Here is a 24,249-nt window from a genome sequence, read left to right as displayed (position 1 = left end):
GCTCTTCCAACCGCGACGGCCGCACGCACCGCGCCAACCCCGGGGCCCGGCGCCTTCAAATTAGGTGGCTTCACCATCTGGGGAACCGACGGCGACACCGTGACAGCCGCCGACTTCTCCTACGATAGCGGGGCCAAGACCCTCACGGTGAACACCGACGAGCACTTCGCTCTGCAAACGGACGACCAGACCCTCTCCGACAAAGAGGACGAGAGTGTGCACACCATTGTGGGCGCGCACACCAACCCCGTGAGCACCCGCCTCCTTATTCCCGCTGGCCGCGAGGCGCATATCACGCTTGCAGGCGTGGGCATCCGAGCGGAATCCGCCATCGATACCAACAGCGCCATCGATATTGCCAAGGGGGCCTCCTGCCATCTCGTCCTGGCCGACGGAACGCACAACTCACTTGTCTCCTTCGCAGCGAATGGCTCCGGCATCCACAACCCCACCGGGGCCTCTCTCACTATCGACGATTCAGTAGCCAACAAGGACCAGAGGGGCAATGCCATCGTTCCCGAAGACGGCTTCGTTCCCGCCGACGCCGTTCTGGCCAACGGAACGCGCATCAAGAAGGGCGACCCCCTCACGGTGATGGACAGCGAAGACCCGGGAGAGCTCCTCGTTTGGTGCACGGCGGGCTCCGGTGCGGCCATCGGGGGCCGCGGCGATCTCGGATTCTCTACCACTATGCAGGGAGAGGCCGGGGGGACCTTCACCATGAATGGGGGCGTCGTCACCGCCCGCAGCTCCTATAATTACGATGCGGGCGGATGGCATTGCTCGGCCGGAGTGGGCGGGGGCAGCTGGGGAGGCGACGGAACCGGCGCCGACGAGTGGATCACCATCAACGGAGGGCGCCTCACCGCCATCGGCGGCAATCACGGCGCCGGCGTGGGCAGCGGCAACCAGGGTGCCTGCGGCAACATTCGCATCAACGGCGGCTACGTCATCTCCAAGGGCGGCGACCACGGCAGCGGGTTCGGTGCCGCCTGCATCCCCGCCGACAGCTCTGCGTTCAAAATGATCTTCACCGGGGGTACCCTCATCCCCTCAACCGTCTACCCACCCGCTTATGCTGGCACGGGTGATATCGGCGCGCCCAATGCTGACATTACCATCACCGGCGGCTCTATCGGCAACGGCCGCGACCCCGAGCAGTTCACCTTCTCGGGCAACGTCCACAACGCCCAGGGCGAGCCCATTAAGATGGTTCAGGTAGACCTCACCTCCGACGTAGGGGAAAACACCTTCGCTCTCACCGAGTGGGAGCTCAAGGTGGATGGCGAGCCCTACGAATACGGTGCGCCGGCGGAGTTCGACAAGGGACACCTGTACCTGTGGCTCCCCGAGCGCATTATCGACGAGAGCGAGGTGACGGTGGATTTCACCTATCTGGACACCGATCATCTCGATAAGAACGGCAACCCCACGCCCGTGACGCCCTTGCCCCTGTTCCGTCCGCCCGACAGCCAGCGGCCCCCCGGCGCCCCCGATGACGGGAAGCTGCGCCGCTACGTCGACTTCACGCTGCCCGGCTCCTACACCGACCAGCTGACCAAGTACTACGACGGCAAGCCCTTCCCCTCCCTGCCGCTGCCCTTCGAGGCCCCCGACGGCCGCAACCTGACCGACAGCGGCGCCATCACCTACAAGTACCAGAGGCTCGACGCCAGCGGCAACCCCATCGGCCCCGAATTGGAGAGCCACGACCCGAGCGGCGCAAGCCAAATGCCCTCCGACGTGGGCACCATGAAGTTCACCGCCATCTCGACCCAGTACTCCGACGACACCGAGGGCAAGTTCTCCGAGAGCTACTGGGGGCACCGTGCCACGGGCCAATGCACCATCAAGCCCATCCCCTCCCAGGTGCGCGACATTAAAGCCGAGTGGGACGACGAGGCCGACGCCGCCCAGAAGCCCGGCGACGTCGCGCACCCTTCCGACCAGGTGCTGCGCGTGAGCGCGGTCATCGACCGCGGGCCCACGGTGGACGGCGCCCCGCTGGCCGCCGACAGATCGAACGCCACGGCCCCCACCTGCAAGGCGCCCCAAGGGCAGATACAGATCTACGTCGACGGCGAGCCCGTGGGAGAGCCCGTCGATATTATGTTCGAGGACAAGAAAGACGAGACGGGCGCGGTCATCGAGCCGCGCAACGCCTGGGTCGAGGACAACGGCGAGGGCGGCACGGTCACGCGCTTCTCCCTGGCCCGGGCCGCCGCCACCTCCGACTTCCTCGTGCCCAGCCAGGGCAAGGAGGGGCGCCACGAGATCGCGCTTCAGTTCCTGCCTCCCTCCGAGGCGCAGCAGAAGGCCGGGTCGCCGGCCAACTACCTGGCTAGCCAGGATCCCACGGAAGACCCCTCGGTGCCCCGGGCCGAGGTGACCATCGAGCCCATCGACCCGAACCCGAAGGTGGAGCTGCCCGCGACTCCCGGCCTCGATCCGGCCGATGCGCCCGCCTTGGAGACCGACTACGACCACCCCACCAGCGACGATCCCGCCGACAAGTACAGCGACAAGACCTACCAGGGCACCCTGGAGCTGGTCTACCAGGAGACCGCCGCCGACGGGACGAACCCCGGCCGCATCGAGCTTAAGCTCGACACGCCCTCATCGGGCGCGATCACCGTAACCACCGCCGACGGGACCGTCGTGAAGGCTGAGGTGGTCACCGACGACGAGGGGAATCCCGTGCGCGACAAGGACGGCAAGATCACCGTGCGCGTGGACCCCGAGGGCGTGGGAAAGACCGAGCTGATCATCCGGCAGGAGCCCAACGGCGCCTACACGGGCACCACGTTCGACTACGCCGTGACGGTGCGCCCCCAGCCCAAGATAGCCCCCGTCCCGGCGCTGGCCAAGAAGGCGCAGAACCTGACGCACCCGGACGGCCCCACCCAGCCGGGCGACCGCATCCGCTACACGATCACGGCTTCAAACACGGCCAAGGGCTCGCTGTGGACCCAGGTGGTGCTGACCGACCCGCTGCCGCCGAGCCTCGCGCTCAACGAGAACACCGTGCGCCTCGACAACCCGCGCAGTGGCATCGCCGCCAAGGAGCTCTCCCGGGCCGATTCCGTGGGGGCGGCCGATGTGGGCTCGTTCGCGCTCTCGGCCCCCGGCGCGGGCGGGCGCACGACTCTGGCCGTTCCCGCGGGCGATGTGGCCGGCGGGGCCACGGCCACGGTCACCTTCGAGTGCACCGTGAGGGCCGGCCTCGACTTCTCCGATCCGTCGTCGCTCGACCTGGAGAACATCGCCTCGGCCGAGGGCAAGCGCCCGAACCCCGACGACCCCGACGGCCCCGATACGGGCCCGGTAGCGCCGGCCCCCACCGACCCGGCCACGCCGCCCGGCGGCGGCACCGTCGCCCCCGCCGATCCGGTCATCGAGATGACCAAGGCCGTCGAGAATCTCACGGCCCCCGACGCCCCCGTCACCCACCTGGGCGACCGGCTGCGCTACACCATAGAGCTGCGCAACACGGGCATGGGCGACAGCTGCCTCGTGGGCGCCGTCGTCTCCGACCCGCTGCCGGCGGGCATCGAGCCGGTGGCGGGCACCTTCGCCCTGGCGGTGGACGGCGGCGAGGCCATCGCGGTGAGCGACGCGGCCTATGACGGGGAAACGCGCACCGTCGCCGTCACCGGCGGCGATCTGTGGGGCGGCCACTCCGTCGTGCTCACCTTCGAGGCCACCGTCGGCGAGGCGGCCCTGGGAACCGACGGGGCCAACATCGCCGAGGCCCACGGCACGGTTCCCTCCAAGGACCCCGGCGCGCGGCCCGAAAGCCCCGATGCCGGCCGACCCGCGACGCCCCCGACGGACACACCGGCGGCCACGACCCCTCCGGCCGAGCCGCCGGCCATCATCCCCGACGACCCGCAAGACGGCGACGTGGCCATCGCCAAGAGCGCCGAGAACCTCTCCCGCGGCGACGGCACCACCCGCGTGGGCGACACGGTGCGCTACCGCATCACCCTGCGCAACGACGGGCCGGCCACCGGCTGGATGGACGCCGTCATCCGCGACGACGTGCCCGCCGGCATCGAGCCCGTGAGCGAGACCATCCGCCTCGCCCTGCCCGACGGGAGCGCGGCGGCCGTGGACGATCAGGCCTACGACCCGGCAAGCCGCATCCTCGCGGTCGCCTGCGGCCAGCTCTACGGCGGCCAGGAGATCGTCCTCACCTTCGACGGGCTCGTGACCGCGGAGGCCCTGGACAGCGATATCGGCAACGTGGCCGTCGGCTACGGCACGCTGCCCTCGGAGTGGGATCCCGCCGGCTACCACCCCGCGCCCGGCGAACCCTTCTCCCCCGACGAGGGATGGGACGCATGGGAGCAGGGCCGTCAGAAGGTGACGACCGGAGCCGCCTACCCGCCCGGCGTCTCCGCCGCGGGCGGCGTGCTGCCCGAGGAGACGCCCGGCGATGCCGACCGCAAGAAGGGAACCACCATCCGCCACAAGCTCGCCCAGACCGGCGACGCCCTGGCCGCGGCGGCGCTGCTGCCCGTGGCCGCAGCCTTGGCCGCCGGCGCGGGGCTGCTCACCAGCCGGCGCCGAATGAGACGGGCCCGGTAGCAGCCCGCGCACTTCTGCGACAATCGCACCGCTTTGCCTTGGCGGGGCGCCCTCAGGCGCCCCGTTTCGCTGCAAGCCCTTCTGCGCGGGTCCCTCCCCCCTCGCCGCGGTGGCGGCGGGGTTGCCGTTTGCGGGTAATGCGTCGAGTCCCGGGCGCGCTCGGGCAAATGCGCTATGATGTTCCCATGAACATATCTGAAACGAAAGCAGCGGGCCCCGCCGAGCCGCCCGCGTCAACGGAGTCCGGCGCCCTCGCCCCGGCATCGCCGGCCGAACTGGCCGCTCCCTCCGCCATTGAATCGGCCGAGACGGCCCTGGCCGCGGCCACCGACGAGGGGGATCCGGTCATCCTCGTCGTTCACGCCTCGGTGGGCAGCGGCCACCGCAGCGCCGCCTACGCCATCGCCGAGGCCATTCAGAACGCCGGCGAGCGCGCCCGCGCCGCAACGGCCGGCACGGCCAGCGACACCGCGGCCGCCGACGCGGCCGAGCCCGCCCTGGCCGCGGGCCTCGACCCCGCCCTTGTGGCCCGGGCTCGGGTGGAGGTGCTCGACATCCTTGACTTCGGCCGCATCGTCTTCGACGGCGACGCCACCGCATCCATGTTCACGGGCTGGACGCGGCCCTTCTACGACATCACCTGGCGCTACGTGCTCACGGGGCGCCTCTTGTGGGGCGGCGGCACCATCTGGGCCCACCTCATGTACCCCCGTTTCGTGGAATTCGTGCGCCGCGTGCGCCCGGCGGCCATCGTGGCCACCCACATCACGGCGGCCAACGTGGCCGTGAGCGCCCGCATGCTCACGGCGCAGTCCTTCCCCATCCTGTGCGTGCCCACCGACTACGAGGCCGAGGGGCTGTGGCCCCACCTGCACACCGACCTGTTCTGCGTGGCCAACGAGGCCATGGCCGAGACCCTGCGGCCGCGCCGGGTGCCCGAGGACCGCATCCTCATCACCGGCATCCCCGCCAGCCCCGCCTTCTCCCGCGACTACGACAAAGCTGCCGCCCGGGAGAGCTTCGGCCTGCCCGCGGACAAGATCATGGTGCTGGCCCTGGCCGGGGCGAAGCTGCCGCGGCCCTATGTGCACTTCCGCGAGGCCCTCGACGAGCTGCTCCCCTTCATGCACCGGCTCCCCAACATGGAGCTGGTCATCGTGGCCGGCGCCGACGAGGAGTACGAGCGGCGGGTGCGCCGGGAAGTGGCCGACTTCGGTCTGGACAACGCCCGGGTGCTCGGCTACGTCACCCGTATGGCCGAGCTCATGGAAGCCGCCGACGTGGTCATCTGCAAGCCCGGCGGCCTCACGGTGACCGAGTGCCTGTGCGCCCGGGCCCCCATGATCCTGCTCGGGCGGGCCTACGGCCAGGAGAAGGCGAACGTGCGCATGCTCACCGCCGCCGGCGCCGCCATGGCCGCCACCACGCCCCGCGAGCTGCTGGACACCCTGCGCCACGTGAGCGAGCACCCGGCCTCGGCCGACGCCATGCTCATCAACGCGTCGCTTCTGCGCCGGCCCCACGCCGCCGATGCCATCGCGGCGGCCACCTTCGACCTCATCGCGAAGGAGCCGCCCCGGGACGGCAAGCTGCGGAGCCGTCACTTCGCCCACTTCTACTGGGGACGCAAGCCGGCCCATACCCGCTAGCCCCGCTGTCCCGACCCTTTGAACGTCTGCGCGGAAGAGCCGCGCTGCCGATACCAAGCCCTTGAAAGGAACCCCATGACCACCTTTGCCGATCTCGGCCTGTCCGATTCCGTCCTGGCCGCCGTGGAGGCGCTCGGCTACACCGAGCCCACCCCCGTGCAGGCCCAATCCATTCCCCTGGCCCTGGAGGGCCGCGACATGATCGCCGCCGCCAAGACCGGCACCGGCAAGACCGCCGCCTTCTCCCTGCCCTCGCTGGACCGCCTCGAGCGCGCCGACCGCAAGAAGGCGCCCACCATGCTCGTCATCACCCCCACCCGCGAGCTGGCCATGCAGATCCAGGAGGTCTGCGGCACCATCGCGAAGGCCCGCGGCCTGCGGGTGGCCAACGTCGTGGGCGGCGTGAAGATCGAGCCCCAGATCAACCGCCTCGCCCGCGGTGTGGACGTGCTCATCGCCACGCCGGGGCGCCTCATCGACCTCATGAACCAGAAGGCCGTGGACCTCTCCCAGGTGCAGATCCTCGTGCTGGACGAGGCCGACCGCATGCTGGACATGGGATTTCTGCCCTCGGTGCGCCGCATCGTGGAGGCCACGCCGACCAGCCGCCAGACCCTGCTGTTCTCGGCCACCATCGACAAGGGCGTGCTCTCCCAGGTGGATACCATGCTGAACGACCCGGCCATCGTGCAGATCGCCGCCAAGGGCGAGACCGCCGATACCGTGGAGCAGTACATCGCCCGGGTGCCCCATACCCTGAAACCGGACCTGCTGGCGGCCCTCTTGCAAGAGCGCGGCGCCGAGCGCGTCATCGTGTTCGCCCGCACCCGCCATCGGGCCGACGCGGCCTGCCGCAAGCTGAAGCGGGCCGGCTACCGCGCCGAGGCCATCCACTCGGACCGCTCCCAGAACCAGCGCAAGCGGGCCCTGGACAACTTCGCCTCCGGCGCCACCGACATCCTCGTGGCCACCGACGTGCTGGCCCGCGGCATCGACGTGGACGAGGTGGCCTATGTGGTGAACTACGACGTGCCGGTCCAGGCCGAGGACTACGTGCACCGCATCGGGCGGACGGGCCGCGCCGGGGCCGAGGGCTTCGCCGTTACCTTCGTGGCCCCCGAGAACAAGCCGGAGCTGGCGGCCATTGAGAAGCTCATCAAGCGTCCCATCCCCGAGATCGAGGTGCGCGGCTTCAACCTGGAGGAGGCCGCCGAGGCCGCAGCCGCCCGGGCCACCCGCGCCAACGCCAAGCACGACCCGGAGCTGGCCGCCGCCGCACGGGAGCAGGCCAAGAAGGACAAGCGCAAGGCCCGCGCCCGGGCCCGGGCCGAGGAGGAGGCCGCCAGCACGGCCGAGGAAGCGTCCCGCAGCCCCCGCAAGCGCAAGCCGGCCGCCAACCGCACGGGTCAGGGCAGCAACCGCCCCCGCAGCGGCAACGCCCCCAAGAGCGCCAAGGCCAAGGCCGGCTCCTCGGGAAAGAACGGCGCGCCGGCCCGCAAGGGCGGTGCCGACCTGCGCCCCGGCCGCGCTCAGCGGGCCGCGGCGGCTGCCCGGCGCGGCGGCAAGGCCGGCGGCCGCCAGCGCCGCCACGGCTAGGGCGTTCGCGCGCCGGCGCGTCCATCGCGCCTCACATCCACCCATCGGGGCGGCCTGCGGGCCGCCCTTTTTCACGCTCCCCTCTCCCCCCGCTGCGCCCCGAGCGAGGATCGTTCCCTCGTCTGGCCAATTCCCTCCGCTTGCCGTACTCCACAGGATGCAGGGCAAACTTCAGGTATCGTAAAGACGTTAAACGGGGAAGGGAATATTGGATGAGAATCGCTGTTGCATGCGATGGTCTGAATGTGGCTGCCCAGGCGAGCGGCTGCGCGAGCTTTACCTGCTATGCGGTGAACCACGGCATCATCTCAGGATGCTGCAACGTGCCCAACATGGGCATCACCATCTTCGAGAGCGTCGAGACGCTCTGCCAGATCGATACCGACGTGCTGATCGCCGGCTCCTTCGATGAGGACATCCGCGCGGCCCTGGCCGCCGCCGGCATCGAGCCCGCCGTTACGGCCCTGGCCGCCCCGAAGGAGGCAGCGGATGCCTATCTGCACGCCACCCTCATGGGCGAGACGGGCCTGGAAGACGCCTGTGCCTCCGCAGAGCCCCTCGACGAGCTGGACGATGCCTTCGCCCGCATTGAGTACAAGCTCGTGGCCCAAAGCGTCTAGAGCGCCTTGGGCCGACAGGGCCGCCGCCCCCAACCGATTCAGCCCGCAAAAAAGGGACCCTCTCGGGTCCCTTTCTCGTCACACAATGGAAGGCAACTTAGGCAACGGCCTTCTTGGCGATCTCGGCCAGGGCGGCGAAGGCGGTGGCGTCGTTGACGGCCATGTCGGCGAGCACCTTGCGGTCCAGGGTCACGCCGGCCTTCTTCAGGCCGTTCATGAACACCGAGTAGGACAGGCCGTTGATGCGGGCCGCGGCGTTGATGCGGGTGATCCACAGGCGACGGATCTCGCGCTTCTTGTTGCGGCGGTCGCGGTACATGTACTGAAGCGAGTGCTGCACCTGCTCCTTCGCGGCACGGTAGGAACGGGACTTCGCACCATAGTAGCCCTTCGCGCGGGCGAGGACGGTACGACGCTTCTTACGGGCATGAACGGAACGCTTTACACGAGGCATATCTTAATCACTCCTAAAGAATCGGAAGAACTAGCGGAGGCCGAGCTGGCGCTTGACGACCTTGGTATCGGCTTCGGCGATCTCCGTCTCGTGACGGAAGTTGCGCTTGCGCTTCTGGCTCTTCTTGGTGAGAATGTGGCTCTTGTAGGCCTTGGCGCGCATGAGCTTGCCGGAACCGGTCACGCGGACGCGCTTGGCCATACCGCGATGGGTCTTCATCTTAGGCATTAGTTGTCCTTTCCTTCGTCGTTCTTAGCTTCCTTTTTCTTCTTGGCCGTTGCAGGCAGAGGGGCGATGAGCATGTGCATGTTGCGGCCCTCCATCTTCGGCTGGTTTTCGATGACCGCTACGTCCTTCAGGTCATCGGCCAGACGCTCCAGAATGGAGAGACCCTGCTCAGGATGGGCCATCTCGCGGCCGCGGAACATGATGGTGATCTTCACCTTGTTGCCGCCGTCGAGGAAGCGCAGCACGTGCTTCTTCTTGGTGGTGTAGTCCCCCACGTCGATCTTCGGGCGGAACTTCATCTCCTTGATTTCGATCTTGTTCTGGTTCTTACGCGCCTGCTTGGCCTTGATGGCCTGGTCGTACTTGAACTTCCCGTAGTCCATGATGCGGCAAACGGGCGGATCGGCATTCGGAGCGATCTCCACCAGATCGAGATTCATGTCGTCAGCGATGCGCTGGGCCTGGGCCGTGGGATACACGCCCATCTGGTTCCCATCGAAATCGATCAGACGGCATTCGCGCGTGGTGATCTCGTCGTTGAGCCGCGGCTCTTGAGCAGCTATCGCGCTCACCTCCCTTTCGTGTTCTCACACATAAAAACCCGCCGGCTCCATCGAGCGCGGCGGGTTCCATTCGCAAAAGACGTTCTGCGGAAAACCCATCAGCAACCCGAAGGCGCCGAACCAGGTGGAGAGCTTGCGCCCTCGCTTGATTAACAGCTCGCCTATTCTATACCCTTTCCCCGGAAAGGGCAAGAACTATTTTCTCGGTTCGCCCGAGGAAGTCAGCGACAACGGAATACGCTAGGCATTCACATAAATGAAGATGGTGCGCACGGTGTCGGCGAGATTGCCCGAGGCGTTAGCCATGGAATAGTCGTAGGACAGCACCGCCGACCAGGTGTGGGGCGCCCCTTCCACATCGGCCTCGCCGCTGAAGGAGCAGTACTCCTTGGTGACCGTCTTGCCGTCGGAGTCCACGGTGGTGTAGGCGGTGGAATCCTCGGGCAGCTCCACGGCCCCCTCGGGCACCGCTACGCCGGCCTCGGCCAGGGTCTTCTGGATGATGTCCTCGTTGCGCACCGCGTCGGCGAAGGAAAGCGAGCCGTAGCCGAGGGCCGTGGTAGAGGCGGAGTAGCCGGCCTGGATGATCTTGCCTGCCTCGTCCAGCCCCAGATACACCGTGGGCGTGCCCGTGCGGCTGTCAGCGGGCTCAGCCGTGAGCGCCACGCGGGCCTCGGTCTTGATGGGGTTGCCCTCCTCGTTCACCGCCCGGGTGCTGGACACCTGGGCGCCGTGCTGGAGCACGGTCACGGCCTCCTCCTGGGTGAGCCCCAGCAGGCTCACCAGATCGGGCACCGTGGTGACCTTCGCCGTGGACGTGGAGGCGTCCTGGGCCTCGTCGGGCTTGATCTCGGCGGTCTGCTGCTCGGTGCTGAGGGCCTGCTGGATACCGAGGGAGTTCCCCTCCTTGAACAGCTGCACACCGAAGTAGATGAGCCCCGCCACCACCAGCGCCAGCAGGATGATGGCCACGATGAGGATGCGGCGCATGCGGCGGGACTTGCGCATGTACTCGGGGATGTCGTCCTTGGAGGCGGCCGTGTCCAGCTGCTCGCTGGGCCGGGCGTGACGGCCGACGCCCTTGGCGCCCCGGGAACGGCCGGACTGCGGGCCGCGGGAAGCGGCCTTGGAAGCCGGGCGCGTGGGAGCGCCGGAGATGACGCCGAGATTGGCCGGACGGGCGGCCTCGGCGGGGGGAACGGGGCGGCCGGCGTAGAAGTCCTCGAAGGCGCCCTCGTCGGCGAAGGCCTCGCCCGCGGGCAGACCATCCCCGTCCACGGGCTCGCCGTCGGCCAGGTCGATCTCCTCCATGGCGCCGCCCGGGCCCACCGTTACCTCCTCGGAAGCGACGGAGGAAGCCGGGTCGGAGCTCTCCCCCACCGGCGTCATGGCCGTGGTGAAGCCGTCGGATCCCACGGGATGGAAGGCCTCGGTCAGGCCCATGGCCCCTTTCTCGGCCGGGGCCGGACGGCGGTTGCTCTTGCTGTTCTTCACCATGTTCGCTTCCTTCTTCGTTCGTTGGGGCTGCGCTCAAAGGGGGCGGTTGCGCTAGCGCGCGAAGTTGTACCAGAGGACGAAGGCGACGATGGCGAGCACCGCCACGACGATGACCGCCTTCTGGGTCCTCGACATGGACGAGCCCTCGACGTCGGCGAGGGTGGTGGCCCGGTAGCCGTCATCGGCCGCCGGACGGGCCGGCTCCGGCGCCGCGGGGGCGGCCTGCGGCTCGGGCTCGTCGACCGGTTCGAGGTCCGGCCCGGGCTCTATCGCGGGTTCGGCGGCCGGCTCGGGCCGGGGACCCGGTTCGCCGTCGGGCTCGTCGGCCACTTCGGCGCCGTCCTCGACGATACCGGCCTGGATGACCACGTCGTCATCGTCGTCGGCATTCACCGTGATATGGGAGAAGCCCGCGGGTTCGGCCATGGGTCGCGTCCTTTCTGTGAGAAGGCTCAATTATAACGGATCGCCTCACCGGTTGAGGAGGTCGATCACCGTAAGTCCACCGGAAGCGGCCTCGATGAGGTCGCGGTTGCCGAAGACGCAGACGCAGTCGGCCCCGGCGATGGCGTCCACCGCAGGGCCCAAGGCCCGCACCTCCTCGGCCGTGGCCGCAGCCACCTCGCGGCGCACGGCGGCGCGCTCGGCGATGTTGTAGCCGGCGAAGTACATGCCGTCCTGGCGCCGCAGGAGCGCCCGGGCCTTCTCCGGAGCGTCCAGGGAGGCCACGACCGACACCACGTAGCCGTCCATCTCGGCCTCGGTGGGGTCGAAGGCGCCGGAGAGCCACGAGCCGGCCTCGGCGAAGCGGGCCCGGGTCTCGTCGATGCGCGGGTCGCGGTAGGAGTAGAAGCGGCAGGAGCCGGCGCGGTTGCAGCGGAAACCGACGCCGTAGGCGCCCCCCTTCACGCGCACCTCGCCCCACAGGTAGTCGTAGGTGAGGACGCGCGAGGCCAGAAGCCACGGGCCCGTATAGGGCAGCCCCGTCAGGCGGCGGTCCCAGCCGCAGGCCGTGTAGGTGATGTCGGTGGGCACGACGAAGGCCTCGCGGCGGTTGACCGGGGCGGGCACCACGAGGGCCGCCTCCGGCCGGGGGCCGGTCACGGCGGTGCGGGCGGCCCAGAAGCCCTCGAGATCGGCCTCGGCGCCGGCCACGGACACCGTGCAGTTCCCGTCCACCACGAGGCGGCGGGCCAGATCGGCCAGCTTCGCGACCAAATCGTCGGCCCGCTCGTCGAAGGAGTCCAGCAGTTCCTTCAGGAAGCGGTAGTAGTCCACCCCGGCCAGGGCCTCGCGCACCACGGCCGCCGGCAGGTAGTAGGAGGCGGCCCGGGCCATGGCCGCGGAATGGCCGTTGGCGGCGAAGGACTGCTCCATGGCGATGCGCCACTGGGCCAGGATGTCGCGGATGCGCTCGGTGTCGGAGAAGTCGGTCTCGGTGAGCACCTCGTCCACGAGGGTCGCCATCCAGGCGGCGTTCTCCCCCAAAGCCGAGGCCCCGGCCACGAGCACCGGGCGGATGCGGTCGCGGTCATCGACGTCCTCGTGGACCTCGCAGGCGAAGCCCATGTTGCCGAGGTGGGCCTGGGAGAGGGTGTCGATCTCGGCGGCGCTGTGGCGGGCGGTGTCCAGCTTGCCGAGCACGCTGGCCAGCACGGCGGCGTAGGGCAGCTCCTCGAAGGCGAGGGAGGCCAGGTCGAAGTAGCGGTAGGCGTAGACGAGGCCGTGGGTGGGAATATGGTGGCGCAGGAGGGCCACGCCGTCGCGGCTGCCCTCCTCCCAGGGCTCCTCGGCCGGGGCCGGGCCGATATCACCACGAGTGAGCTGCGGGAGCTTCGCCACCGCAGCCGGATCGTCCGGGGCCTCCTGGGCCGCCCGCAGATCGGCGCAGGCCCGCCGGATGGCCGCAGCCTCCTGGGGGCTGAGGGCCGCGGCGCGGCGCCGGGCGGCTGCCTCGTCGGCCGCCTCCCCGTCGGCGCTCTCGGGCACCACCTCGGCCCGGGCCCAGTGGCCGCTCTCGCAGAACAGCTCGCGCAGGAGCTGCTCGAAGTAGCCCTCTTCCACCCGATCGGTCAGAGCGGCGAACAGATCGTCGAAGCGCAGGTAGGCCATGGGGTCGTCGTCGGAGTACAGCCAGCCGCCCAAAGCCGCCATGGCCAACACCACGCCGTCGGCATAGCCGAAGTTGCGCTCCCGCATGACGAACTGCCCGTGGGCCAGGGCCGCCCGCACCAATGCGCGGTCGAGCCCGCCGTCGGCTAGGCGCGCCGCCTCGGTGCGCACGATCTCCTCCAGGCGCTCGGCGGCCCCGGGGCGCGCCCCGCGCAGGGACACCACGGCGAAGGGCTGGGCCACGGAATCCACCACGTAGCCCAGGGCGTCGTCGGCGATGCCGGCATCCAGCAGGGCCCGCTTCAGGGGCGCCTCGTTGGAGCCCATGACGGCATCGATGAGGATGTCGGCGGCCAGGACGCGCTCCCGCTCAGCGGCGGTGCCGATGACCGATCCCACGGCGGCGCAGGCGTTCTCCGGCGCCGTGTCCATGGCCACGGCCACGGGCTCGGCCACCACGGGCGCCTGCAGCTCGAGGGGGTTGGCCGCCAGAGGCCCGCGCTCCTCGGCGGCCAGCGGCGCCAGATAGCCCTCGTTGATGAAGGCGAGGAAGCGGTCCAGATCAAGGTCGCCGTACAGGATGATGTAGCTGTTGTCGGGACGGTAGTGGCGGCGGTGGTTCTCCAGGAAGGCCTCGTAGGTCAGCGTGGGGATGGCCGCCGGCGTGCCGCCCGATTCAAAGCGGTAGGTGGTGTCGGGGAACAGGGCCGCCGACAGGCCGTTGAACAGCACCGCGTCCGGCTCGGAGAGGGCCCCCCGCATCTCGTTGTACACCACGCCGTTGTAGACGAGGCGCTCATCGTCGCCCTCCCCTTCCAGCTCCCAGTGCCAGCCCTCCTGCTCGAAGATGGCCGGGCGCTTATATATGTTGGGGCGAAAGACCGCGTCCAGGTACACGTCCATGAGGTTCAACAGATCGCGCTCGTTGGTGGAGGCCACCGGGTACATGGTCTTGTCCGGGAAGGTCATGGCGTTCAGGAACGTCTGCATGGAGGTCTTCAGCAGGTTGACGAAGGGCTCCTTCACGGGGAACTTCTCCGACCCGCACAGCACCGAGTGCTCCAGGATGTGGAAGACGCCCGTGTCGTCGGCGGCCGGGGTCTTGAAACTGATGGAGAAGGCCTTGTTGGCATCGTCGTTGGCCAGGTACATGAGCCGCGCCCCCGAGGCCTCGTGGGTCATGAGGTGCGCGGCGCCCTCGATCTCCGGCAGATCCTCGCTGCGCTCCCAGGCGAACCCGTGACGGGCGGCGATAGCGTTCACAGTGGTCATGGCGTTCCTTCCCGATGGTGCGGCGCCCGGGGCGGGCGCCCGTATGTTCGCCTCTCATTCTACCCAACCGAGGCCCGTTCGCCCCTTCTATCATGGTGTCGTTATTATTTCTCCGCGAGGAGAAAATATTCGCTATAATCGGCGACAGAAAAGACAGCCCGATTCCGAGACGAGAGACGGAGCGATCCATGCTTGAACTGAAGAACCTGGTGTTCGAGGTGCCGGCCGACGACGGCGGCACCAAGCGCATCATCGACGACCTGTCGCTGACCATTCCCGACGACCGTTTCACGGTCATCACCGGCCCCAACGGCGGCGGCAAGTCCACCCTGGCCAAGCTCATCATGGGCATCGAGGAGCCAACGAGCGGCGCCATCCTCTTCGACGGCCAGGACATCACGGGGATGTCCATCACCGACCGCGCCAAGCTGGGCATCGGCTACGGCTTCCAGCAGCCGGCCCGCTTCCGCGGCATGAAGGTGAAGAAGCTGCTGGACATCGCCGCCGGCAAGAAGCTACCCATGCTGGCCTGCAACGAGTACCTCTCGAAGGTGGGCCTGTGCTCGGCGAGCTACCTCACCCGCGAGGTGGACAAGTCGCTGTCGGGCGGCGAGGTGAAGCGCATCGAGATCGCCACCATCCTGGCCCGCGACCCGAAGCTGGCCATCTACGACGAGCCCGAGGCCGGCATCGACCTGTGGAGCTTCGACCGTCTCACCGAGACCTTCCGCGACATCCACGAGGCCCGCGACGGCCGCTCCATCGTCATCATCTCGCACCAGGAGCGCATCATCTCCCTGGCCGACGAGATCGTGCTTTTGCAGGCCGGCCGCGTGGCCGCCACGGGCACCCCGGCCGAGCTCATGCCGAAGCTGGGATTCGCCGCCCGCAGCCTGGACGACCACGGCTGCCCCCTGTCGGTGCCCACCGAGCTGCACCTCACCGAGATCCCCACTACCTGCTAGCCCGCCAGAACCTACCAGCGATCGAGTACCGGCGTAGAGGGAGCGGCGGGTGTTCCGACCGAGCGAGTTCCGCAGCGACTTGAACAGGACTAAACGTCCTGTTCAACCAAGCGAGGACTGTCTGAGCGAATCGGAATACCCGGCGATCCCGACCCCGAGGGGTCGCTGCGACACGAAGGAGAACGAACATGGCCGTTGACCTTTCCCCCATCGACGAGAACCTGCTCGCCGAGATCGCCAATATGCACGGCATGCCCAAGGGCGCCTTCAACGTGCGCAAGGACGGCGAGCTCGTGGAGCGCCATTCTTCCGCCTACATCGACATCGAGACCAAGACCGACAACCCCGGCATCGACATCCGCATCGCGCCGGGCACCAAGGGCGAGACGGTGTACATCCCCGTCATCGTGACGAAGTCGGGCCTGAAGGACGTCGTGTACAACACGTTCTACGTGGGCGACGACTGCGACGTCACCATCATCGCCGGCTGCGGCATCCACAACGATTCCCACGACGTCTCCGAGCACGACGGCATCCACAGCTTCTATATCGGCAAGAACGCCCGTATCCGCTACGTCGAGAAGCACTACGGCGAGGGCGAGGGCTCAGGCGAGCGCATTCTGAACCCCACCACCAACGTGTACATGGAGGAGGGCTCGTCCTGCGAGATGGAGATGGTGCAGCTGCGCGGGGTGACCAGCACCGAGCGCGACACCAATGCCGAGCTGGGGGCGAACGCGAAGCTGGTGCTCATCGAGAAGCTGCTCACCCACGGCAACCAGACCGCCATCTCCAACATGAAGGTGGAATTGAAGGGCGAGGGCTCCTCGGTGCAGGTGATCTCCCGCTCGGTGGCCCAGGACGATTCCGTGCAGGTGTTCAACCCGCTCGTCATCGGCGAGTGCGCCTGCCGCGGACATGTGCAGTGCGACGCCATCATCATGGGCAACGCCAAGGTGAAGGCCATCCCCGGCATCGAGGCCGCCAGCGAGGACGCCATGCTCGTGCACGAGGCCGCCATCGGCAAGATCGCCGGCGACCAGATCGTGAAGCTCATGACGTTGGGCCTCACCGAGGAAGAGGCCGAGGCCGAGATCTTGGACGACTTCCTGAGCTAGAACGTCTCAACCAGCGCTGAAAGCGGTCCTTCGGGCCGCTTTTTTTGTGGCCGGCGACAAAATAAGGAAGGGCGGCCGCCCACGATGCGGTCGCCCTTCCCGGTACCTGTCTTCCCTATGGGGGAGTTGTCGGCTATTCGGTGTCCTCGTCGCCGGTGTCGGCGTCGTCACCGGACCCGTCGCCGCTGGCGTCGCCCGAGCCGTCGCCCTCACCGGACCCGTCATCGCCCGAGCCATCGCCCTCGCCGCCATCGTCGGCGCCCTCCTCGCCCGAGCCGTCGCTCCCGTCACCGGAGCCGTCATCGGAAGAGGAGACGGGCGTGGCCTCGTCGATGACCGTCAGGTCGTCGAGGGCCACCGCGGTGCCGAGCCACTTGCGCTCGATGACGCTGATGGTGCCGTTGCCGGCCAGGTTCGCCAGCACATCGCCGGCAGCGGTCTGCAGATCGGTGTTGGCACTGGCCACCGCCATGCAGTAGCCGCTCGGCTTCATGAGCATGGCCACGATGGACACGTCGAGCCCGTCGTCCACCCCGTGGGCGGCGTACAGGCCGATGATGGCATCGGCGGCCACGTACTGCACCGTGCCGGCCTTGAGGGCCTGGAAGGCCTCGCTCAGGCTGTCGGTGGAGGTGAGGGCCCCCTCGCCGAACTCGTTTGTCACGGCCCAGGCGCTCTTCGAGGACACCTGAGCAGCGAAGGTGGCATCGCCGCCGGGTTGGGGAACGCCGGCATCGGGACTCAAAGCGAACAGGGCGATGCCCGTGGGCAGGTAGGACGGGGACATCCAGAAGTCGCCCTCGGCGCTGGCGTTATCGATGCCGAGAATGACGTCGGCCTCGTTGTTGGCCAGGGCCGCCGCCGGATCGGAGCCGGTCTCCACGATGGAGAGCTTCAGGCCCAGCTCGTCGGCGAGCGCGGCGGCGATGTCCACGTCGATGCCGATGATCTTGCCGTTGCCCATGCCGGCCAAAGGCGGGTTCTCCGTGTTGACGCCCACGCGCAGGGTGCCCTCCTCGCCGATGACCGGCGTCTGCACCGCAGCCTCCTTCAGCTGGGGGCGATAGTCGTTCGAGCCGTTGCAGCCGGCCAGCATGAGGGTCATGCAGGCGAGCGCCGCCCCGAGGGCGACCATAACGAACTGGCGTCTTCTCACAATGTCCTCCGTCTAGTACGTCGCGTCACAATGCCTCTTCCGACTGACCTAGTCTTTGACCCCACACTCGCGCACCGGGGCGTTCGCTTGCGCTACTGGCCCTCTCGTCCGTCGCAGGATCTTGACTGCGAAATGGGTGCGGACGGTGCGACTTACCTCTAGGATACGCCATGCTCACGCCGGGCAGGCCCGGCCGCTTACGTGGATCCTTTCGACCGCATCTGCCATGGACTTGGAAGCGCCCGCAGGCCCTTCCGCAACTACAGACCCGAAAGAAGCACCGATAAGTGTAGCAGAAGCCGACCCCCATGGGGAAAAGCCCAGAGAACCTACGGGTGACAAACGGCAAACATGGGCCGGCGGACGCAGCGACGGCCCGGCAGCGAACGGAGCGGGGCGTGAGGGCGGGGCGCGGGCGATCGGAGCGGCATGACGCGAAGATGCCGAAGGGCCGCCGGGGCGGCGCGGCGGCGATAAGGGCGGGGCATTGCCAGGACGCGCAGGGGTCGGCGAAAGGACTCGGGAGCGGCGCGCGGTAGGCGCGCGGCGGGACTCATCTGCGGCTCAGCGGCGAACTTTTCACGGTTTGCGCCCGCTACACTGCTCCCATGGAAACCAAGGCCGAACAACTCCCCCTCTTCACCCTTGCCGCCGACGGACCCGCGGGCCCGGCAATGCCGTGCCGCACCGGACGACCCACGCCCCGGGGGCGGCAGAAGCGGCCGGGCGTACAACAGCCGAGCAAAGGATGCGAGACACCGCGCCATCGGCGCCGACGGCACCCGGAACCGCAGCGCCACCGGGAACGGCCGCCATCCGCCACGGCCGGGCAGCACCACCTGCGCCAGCGGGCCTTCGAGGTATTCGCCGAGACCCTCTTCCCCACCCGCTGCGCCCTCTGCGACGCACCGGGCACCGTCCTGTGCGATCGCTGCGCGCGACACCTCCCCTACATCGACGCGACCCTCGCCTGCCCCCGTTGCGGCGCCCCCTACGGACGGGTGCAGTGCACCGAGTGCAACCCCGTGCTCATGACCCCCTTCGGCTACGAGGAGCCGCCCTGGGACGGGGCCGTGAGCGCGCTCGTCCTCACCGAGGCCGCCCGGCGCGTCGTCACCGTGTACAAGGATCAGGGAGAACGGGGGCTCGCCCGGCCCATGGCGGCCATCATGGGCCGCTATCTGCCGCCGGCGTGGCTTGCCGAGGAGACGGCCGTGGCCTTCGTGCCCGCCACGCCCGGCGCCCGGCGCCGCCGCGGGTTCGATCACGCCGAACTGCTGGCCCGCGAACTGTCCTGGATCATCGGAGCCGAATGGGCGCCGCTGCTGGCCGCCCCGCGCCGCCTCGATCAGCGGCGCCTGTCGCGCACGGCCCGCATCCAGAACATGCGGGCGTCCATGCGGGCACTCCCCGGGGCCACGATGCCCCCGACCGTCATCCTCGTGGACGACGTGTGCACTACCGGTTCCACCCTCATGGCCGCCGTCGAGGCCCTGCGGAAAGGAGGTGCCCGCACCGTCTACTGCGCCACCTTCGCCCGCGCCTGAAGGCAGCTCGCGCCCAGGGCACAAGCGTGTCCTGGCCGCGGGGCTGGCCACCCCGTCCGTTTCGCTACCTTGGGAAACGATTTTGAAAGGCAGGCAAATGGACCCAAACGATTGGGTGCGCTTGGCGGCAACCCTGCTGAGCCTCTTGCTACGGATCCGTGAGATAGCGGAAACGGAGCGAAAGGTAAAGCGGGCGCGCCATAGAAGACGCGCCTAAACAAAACGGTTCAGGGGAGACCCACTGGCCAGTGACTCCCCTCGAGCCTGCCTTGTACTATAGCACGGCGAAGGGAGTTGAGAAAGACCCTACTTGGAAGAGAGGCGGGCGCCCTCGGCCTCGGAGAACTCGGCCACATCCACGGAGATGGAGTGCTTGATGGGCTTCCAGGCCGCCTTCTTCACGAGAGCGATGAGGGCGATGGGAATGTAGGTGAGCATGAAGATGGGAAAGGAGAACATATAGCGGATCTTCTTCGCCGTGGTCGTGCGGATGGAGTCCCATTCCACGAAGGTGGTCAGCACGCCGAAGACGAACATGAACACGACGTAGTTGCACAGGCAGAAGACGACCGACGTCACCGAGCTGGCAATGGCCACGCCGCCCGACATGACGCCCGTGGCGGCCAGCACGATGATGATGGAATTGAACAGGATGGAGATGATGGACAGCAGCATGCCCGGGGCGATGGTCATGAGCATGTCGTAGCAGGCGAAGCGGTAGCCCTTGGGATTGGTCACCGCGCCCTTCGCCAGGCCGCCGGCATAGTGGGCGAACACCTGGTAGAAGCCCTTGGCCCAACGGAAGCGCTGGTTCCAGGAATCGCGGAAGGTGATGGGCTGCTCGTCGTAGAGCACTGCCGTGGGGCAATAGGAGATGCGCACCCCGTCGATGATGGAGGAGGCGGAGAACTCGATGTCCTCGGTCAGCAGGTGCCACTTCCAGCCGCCGGCCGCCTTCAAGATGTCGGCGGCAATGAAGAAGCCCGTGCCCGACACGGCGCAGGAGGTGTTCAGGGTCAGGCGCGCCTGGTTGAGGAACTTGGCCTCGCGCAGGAACCACACGCCGTAGCCGGCCGAGATCCAGTTGCTGCCGAAGTTCTTGGAGTTGCGATAGGAGGTGGAGGCCTGGGCGCCGTTGTCGAAGGTAGCGTTCATCTCGCGGAAGTAGTTCACGTCCAGCACGTTGTCGGCATCGAAGACGAAGTAGGCCTCGTAGTCTTTGTCGGCGTACTGCTCCCAGATGGCCTTCAGGCCGTAGTCGAGGGCGTAGCCCTTCCCCACCTGCTTGTCGTTATGGCGCGGGAACACGATGGCGCCGGCCTCGCGGGCCACGTCGGCCGTGCGGTCGGTGCAGTTGTCGGCGATGACGAACACATCGATGAGCTCGGCAGGGTAATTCTGCACCTTGATGGAGTGGATGAGGTCGGCGATGACCGCCTCCTCGTTGCGGGCGGCCACCATGACGGCGTAGCGGTGATTGCGCGCGGCCGTCTTCTTCGGGGCGCGGCGGGTGAGCACGACCAGCACGTAGTAGAGCTGGTAGGTATAGCACAGGGTAAAGGTCAGGAACACGCAGAAGTTGAAGATGTCAACGAAGGACAACGCCGACACTTGCGATGCTACGGTATCGAACACCAAATTGCTCCTCGAACGTGCGCCGGTGGGGCGCGACTGCACAAACGCCTGAATTATAGCCGCCGTCACCACCCCGCGCACGACGTTTATGCCCCAGAGGGCCATTTGATGCCATTTGCCCACAAAGCGGCCCCGCCTCTCCGCATTTGCCCCACACCCCCTCCATATATGTAAGGGAAGCGTAAGGTTTTCCACCGGCCTACGAACCCCGATGCCCCCGCCCTCGCCTGAACGATCGGTGGTTTCGGGGCGAGGGCAGGACGCGGGTACGGGCCCTGTGCTACCCTGTTCCCTAGGCAATGGCACCCTGGCGAAACCGCGCGCCGACGACCGAGCCGAAACCGCGGCCGCCTTCAGGAAAGGAAGCAATTCGTGAGCAAAGCCTGCGACATCAAGGACATCAACCTGGCCGACGAGGGCCGCGCCCGCATCGAATGGGCCGACCGCGACATGCCGGTGCTCGCCCGCATCCGCGAGCGCTTCGCCGAGGAGCGCCCGCTCGAGGGCGTGCGCATCGGTGCCTGCATGCACGTGACCACCGAGACGGCCAACCTCATGCGCACGCTGGTGGCCTCCGGCGCCGAGGTGACCCTCTGCGCCTCGAACCCGCTGTCCACCCAGGACGACACCGCCGCCTCCCTCGTGCGCGACTACGGCGTGTCCGTGTACGCCATCGCCGGCGAGGACGGCGAGACCTACGAGCGCCACATCGCTGCCGTCATCGCCACCGACCCGCAGATCGTCATGGACGACGGCGCCGATCTGGATACGGCCCTGCACACCAAGTTCCCCGAGAAGCTCGACCATGTCATCGGCGGCACCGAGGAGACCACCACGGGCGTGGTGCGCCTCATCGCCATGGCCGCCGAAGGGGCCCTGCGCTACCCGGTGTTCAATATCAACGACGCCAACACCAAGCACTGCTTCGACAACCACTACGGCACGGGCCAGTCCACCCTCGACGGCATCGTGCGCGCCACGAACCGCCTCCTGTGCGGCCGCACCATGGTGGTGTCCGGCTTCGGCTACTGCGGCAGCGGCCTGGCCCAGCGCGCCAAGGGCATGGGCATGGACGTCATCGTCTGCGAGGTGGATCCCCTGAAGGCCCTGGAGGCCCATATGGAGGGCTACCGCGTCATGAAGGCCGAAGACGCCGCCCGCTTCGCCGACGTGTGGGTCACCGTCACCGGCAACTGCAAGGTCATCGACGGGCCGGCCTTCGAGACCATGAAGGACGGGGCCATCATCTGCAACTCCGGCCATTTCGATTCCGAGATCAACATGAAGTGGCTGCGCGAGCACGCTGTTAAGGTGGAGGAGCTCAAGCCCCTCGTAGAGGAGTACACCCTGCCCGACGGCCGCACCGTCACCGTGCTGGCCGAGGGGCGCCTCGTGAACCTGGCTTGCGCCGAGGGGCACCCCGCCTCGGTCATGGACATGAGCTTCGCCAACCAGGCCCTGGCCGCCGAGTACCTGTTCAAGCATGCCAGCGAGCTGGAGAACAAGGTGTACAACGTGCCCGCTGCCATCGACGACGACGTGGCCCGCGTGAAGCTGGAGACCCTCGGCATCGAGATCGATACCCTCACCGAGGAGCAGATCGCCTACATGAACAGCTGGAACTTCTAAACGAGCCGTTATCGGCACAACACAGTCGAGGAGGGGCGGTCGCTTGGCCGCTTCCTTCTTTCAGCGGGGCCTGCGGGACAGATCGCATGAATCGGGGCGTTCCCTTACGGGGCGCCCCTTCTCGTAGGCGCGGGCCGCTAGCGAGGCTTGCGGGCCTCGAAGGCTATGAGACGGTAGGTCGCGTCGTCGCCGGGCACCGTGGGCACGCTCTCGCGGGCCGCCCGACCGGCATCGGGCGACACAGAGCAGCCCTCGGCAATCATGATGTCATCGAAGCCCGCCGCCGCGAGCAGCCCATCGAAGGCAGGGCGCGTCGGTGCGGCCTGAACGGCATTGCCAAGGGCGCGGGCCGCCTCCACCACCGCGGTGCGGGCCGACGAGCGCGAAGTGCCCGGCACGGCGACAACGCCCTCCCCGACCAGCACGCCTTCCGGCACCAAGGCGCGGAGGCACTCGGCAAGAGCCCGCGGCGGATCGGCGAACAGGGAGAGCGAGGCGTTAAGGTACGCGATATCGACCGAACACGATCCGATTCCCGCGGCGGCCAAGTCTTCGGGAAATCCCTCGCAAAACGTCATGTTGCATGCGGTCAGGCCGCTGCGCCCCAAAGCCCCGGGGATACCCGCGCAGGCCGCCTCCACCGCATCGGCATCCCAATCGAGACCGATGACAAACCCCGACGGCCCTACCAGCTCGCTCAGCTTGTAGACGCCCTTGCCCCGGCGGCATCCCACGTCCAAAACACGCTTGCCCGCCAGCTGCCGATGCGGCAACTCCATATGGCATCGGGACGGAAAACCGCCCTCCCACGAATGTGATCCGTAGTATTCCCGCAGCTCCCGCTGTGATTGCACTGCACTCTCCGATGATTCCATGACGCCAGCCTTTCTTGCACGACCCCATTATACCCACAGCGCTCCATCCGGAACCCCAAGCAGTTTCTGGCTTGAAAATGACGGTTGAGGGCCAAAAATGCCACACAGGGGCCACAACCGTCAATTTCCAGCCAGGAGCGTCATACCATCGCGCCGTTTTCCCTGGTCGCGTATTACCATGCCCGCGAAAACGGGCACCGCCGGTTCCAAAACCGTTATTTTCAAGCCAGAAACCGCCCGAAACACCGCAGACGCGTATACTGGTTGCAGCAAAGCGCGACCTTGAAGAGAAAGGACCGTCATGATTGTCACCACCACGCCCGCCATCGAGAGATACCGCATCACCGGCTACTACGGCATCGTATTCGGCGAGGTCATCACCGGCATCAACTTCCTGAAGGACTTCGGCGCCGGCATCCGCAACCTCGTGGGCGGCCGCTCGGCCGGCTACGAGGAGGAACTCATGCAGGCCCGCAACGAGGCGGTGGCCGAGATGCAACAGCGGGCAGCGGCCCTGGGCGCTCATGCCATCGTCGGCGTGGATATGGACTACGAGGTGCTGGGCCAGGGCAATATGCTCATGGTGACCGCCTCGGGCACCGCCGTCACCGCAGAGGCGGCGTAGCGGGCAGGCACTGCTGGCGTTACAGCCGAAGACACCGCTCGTTCAAGGGGGCGCCCGATCAGAAGACCGGGCGCCCCCTTCTCATAGCACCACGGCCCCCGGGCGTCAGCGGGTGCGA

At 67.8% G+C, this 24,249-nt stretch carries 18 protein-coding genes; 9 read left to right on the top strand and 9 right to left on the bottom strand.

Annotated elements, in window-relative coordinates; all coding sequences use genetic code 11:
- The first annotated feature begins 99 nt into the window (after positions 1-99).
- From ACTOXK_RS04760 to ACTOXK_RS04745, 4 genes are all read left to right on the top strand, one after another.
- Positions 100-4,590, top strand: coding sequence for a hypothetical protein (locus ACTOXK_RS04760; RefSeq protein WP_482278235.1), 4,491 nt, complete (start codon positions 100-102; stop codon positions 4,588-4,590).
- A gap of 185 nt (positions 4,591-4,775) precedes the next feature.
- Positions 4,776-6,239, top strand: coding sequence for a glycosyltransferase (locus tag ACTOXK_RS04755; RefSeq protein WP_482278236.1), 1,464 nt, complete (start codon positions 4,776-4,778; stop codon positions 6,237-6,239).
- Positions 6,240-6,314: 75 nt separating this feature from the next.
- Entirely contained in the window at positions 6,315-7,835 is a 1,521-nt protein-coding gene (locus tag ACTOXK_RS04750; RefSeq protein ID WP_482278237.1) for a DEAD/DEAH box helicase, read from the top strand.
- Positions 7,836-8,047: 212 nt separating this feature from the next.
- Positions 8,048-8,455, top strand: a complete 408-nt coding sequence (locus ACTOXK_RS04745; RefSeq protein ID WP_482278238.1) for a NifB/NifX family molybdenum-iron cluster-binding protein — start codon at positions 8,048-8,050, stop codon at positions 8,453-8,455.
- A 97-nt stretch (positions 8,456-8,552) separates the two neighbouring features.
- On the opposite strand, the gene rplT is transcribed toward ACTOXK_RS04745, so the two are convergent.
- The 6 genes from rplT to ACTOXK_RS04715 all read right to left on the bottom strand — a co-directional run bounded on the left by rplT (position 8,553) and on the right by ACTOXK_RS04715 (position 14,581).
- Positions 8,553-8,909, bottom strand: coding sequence for a 50S ribosomal protein L20 (gene rplT, locus ACTOXK_RS04740; RefSeq protein WP_135971087.1), 357 nt, complete (start codon positions 8,907-8,909; stop codon positions 8,553-8,555).
- 30 nt (positions 8,910-8,939) lie between these two features.
- Complete coding sequence (rpmI, locus tag ACTOXK_RS04735) at positions 8,940-9,137, bottom strand: 50S ribosomal protein L35 (RefSeq protein WP_135971086.1); 198 nt, start codon at positions 9,135-9,137, stop codon at positions 8,940-8,942.
- Positions 9,137-9,709, bottom strand: a complete 573-nt coding sequence (infC, locus tag ACTOXK_RS04730) for a translation initiation factor IF-3 (RefSeq protein ID WP_135971085.1) — start codon at positions 9,707-9,709, stop codon at positions 9,137-9,139. The genes rpmI and infC overlap by 1 nt, the downstream gene beginning before the upstream one ends.
- 231 nt (positions 9,710-9,940) lie before the next feature.
- Entirely contained in the window at positions 9,941-11,197 is a 1,257-nt protein-coding gene (locus tag ACTOXK_RS04725; RefSeq protein ID WP_482278239.1) for a histone-lysine N-methyltransferase, read from the bottom strand.
- A gap of 51 nt (positions 11,198-11,248) precedes the next feature.
- Positions 11,249-11,653 (bottom strand): SURF2 Surfeit locus protein 2, encoded by a 405-nt coding sequence (locus ACTOXK_RS04720; RefSeq protein ID WP_482278240.1) that lies wholly within the window; start codon positions 11,651-11,653, stop codon positions 11,249-11,251.
- Positions 11,654-11,668: 15 nt separating this feature from the next.
- Positions 11,669-14,581, bottom strand: a complete 2,913-nt coding sequence (locus tag ACTOXK_RS04715; protein ID WP_482278241.1) for an insulinase family protein — start codon at positions 14,579-14,581, stop codon at positions 11,669-11,671.
- Positions 14,582-14,769: 188 nt separating this feature from the next.
- Between ACTOXK_RS04715 and ACTOXK_RS04710 the strand changes: the two genes are divergently transcribed.
- Entirely contained in the window at positions 14,770-15,546 is a 777-nt protein-coding gene (locus ACTOXK_RS04710; RefSeq protein WP_482278242.1) for an ABC transporter ATP-binding protein, read from the top strand.
- Between the two features lie 188 nt (positions 15,547-15,734).
- Positions 15,735-16,664 (top strand): SufB/SufD family protein, encoded by a 930-nt coding sequence (locus ACTOXK_RS04705; protein WP_482278243.1) that lies wholly within the window; start codon positions 15,735-15,737, stop codon positions 16,662-16,664.
- A 133-nt stretch (positions 16,665-16,797) separates the two neighbouring features.
- Here the strand turns inward: ACTOXK_RS04705 and ACTOXK_RS04700 are convergent, their stop codons facing one another.
- Positions 16,798-17,820: a substrate-binding periplasmic protein gene (locus ACTOXK_RS04700; protein WP_482278244.1), complete on the bottom strand. Its 1,023-nt coding sequence runs from the start codon at positions 17,818-17,820 to the stop codon at positions 16,798-16,800.
- Positions 17,821-18,494: 674 nt separating this feature from the next.
- Here ACTOXK_RS04700 and ACTOXK_RS04695 point away from each other — a divergent pair.
- On the top strand, positions 18,495-19,367 hold the full coding sequence (locus tag ACTOXK_RS04695; RefSeq protein WP_482279860.1) for a ComF family protein: 873 nt from the start codon (positions 18,495-18,497) through the stop codon (positions 19,365-19,367).
- Positions 19,368-19,673: 306 nt separating this feature from the next.
- Here the strand turns inward: ACTOXK_RS04695 and ACTOXK_RS04690 are convergent, their stop codons facing one another.
- Positions 19,674-21,002: a glycosyltransferase family 2 protein gene (locus ACTOXK_RS04690; RefSeq protein ID WP_482278246.1), complete on the bottom strand. Its 1,329-nt coding sequence runs from the start codon at positions 21,000-21,002 to the stop codon at positions 19,674-19,676.
- Between the two features lie 372 nt (positions 21,003-21,374).
- Between ACTOXK_RS04690 and ahcY the strand changes: the two genes are divergently transcribed.
- Entirely contained in the window at positions 21,375-22,631 is a 1,257-nt protein-coding gene (gene ahcY, locus ACTOXK_RS04685; protein ID WP_482278247.1) for an adenosylhomocysteinase, read from the top strand.
- Between the two features lie 137 nt (positions 22,632-22,768).
- Here ahcY and ACTOXK_RS04680 read toward each other — a convergent pair whose 3' ends face one another.
- On the bottom strand, positions 22,769-23,506 hold the full coding sequence (locus tag ACTOXK_RS04680) for a class I SAM-dependent methyltransferase (protein WP_482279441.1): 738 nt from the start codon (positions 23,504-23,506) through the stop codon (positions 22,769-22,771).
- Between the two features lie 301 nt (positions 23,507-23,807).
- Between ACTOXK_RS04680 and ACTOXK_RS04675 the strand changes: the two genes are divergently transcribed.
- On the top strand, positions 23,808-24,131 hold the full coding sequence (locus ACTOXK_RS04675) for a heavy metal-binding domain-containing protein (protein WP_482278249.1): 324 nt from the start codon (positions 23,808-23,810) through the stop codon (positions 24,129-24,131).
- The last annotated feature ends 118 nt before the right edge of the window (positions 24,132-24,249 follow it).

The sequence above is a fragment of the Adlercreutzia sp. genome (genome assembly GCF_056795635.1).
The sequence above is the reverse complement of the archived record's forward strand: the minus strand, read 5'-3'. Positions and strand labels throughout refer to the sequence as shown.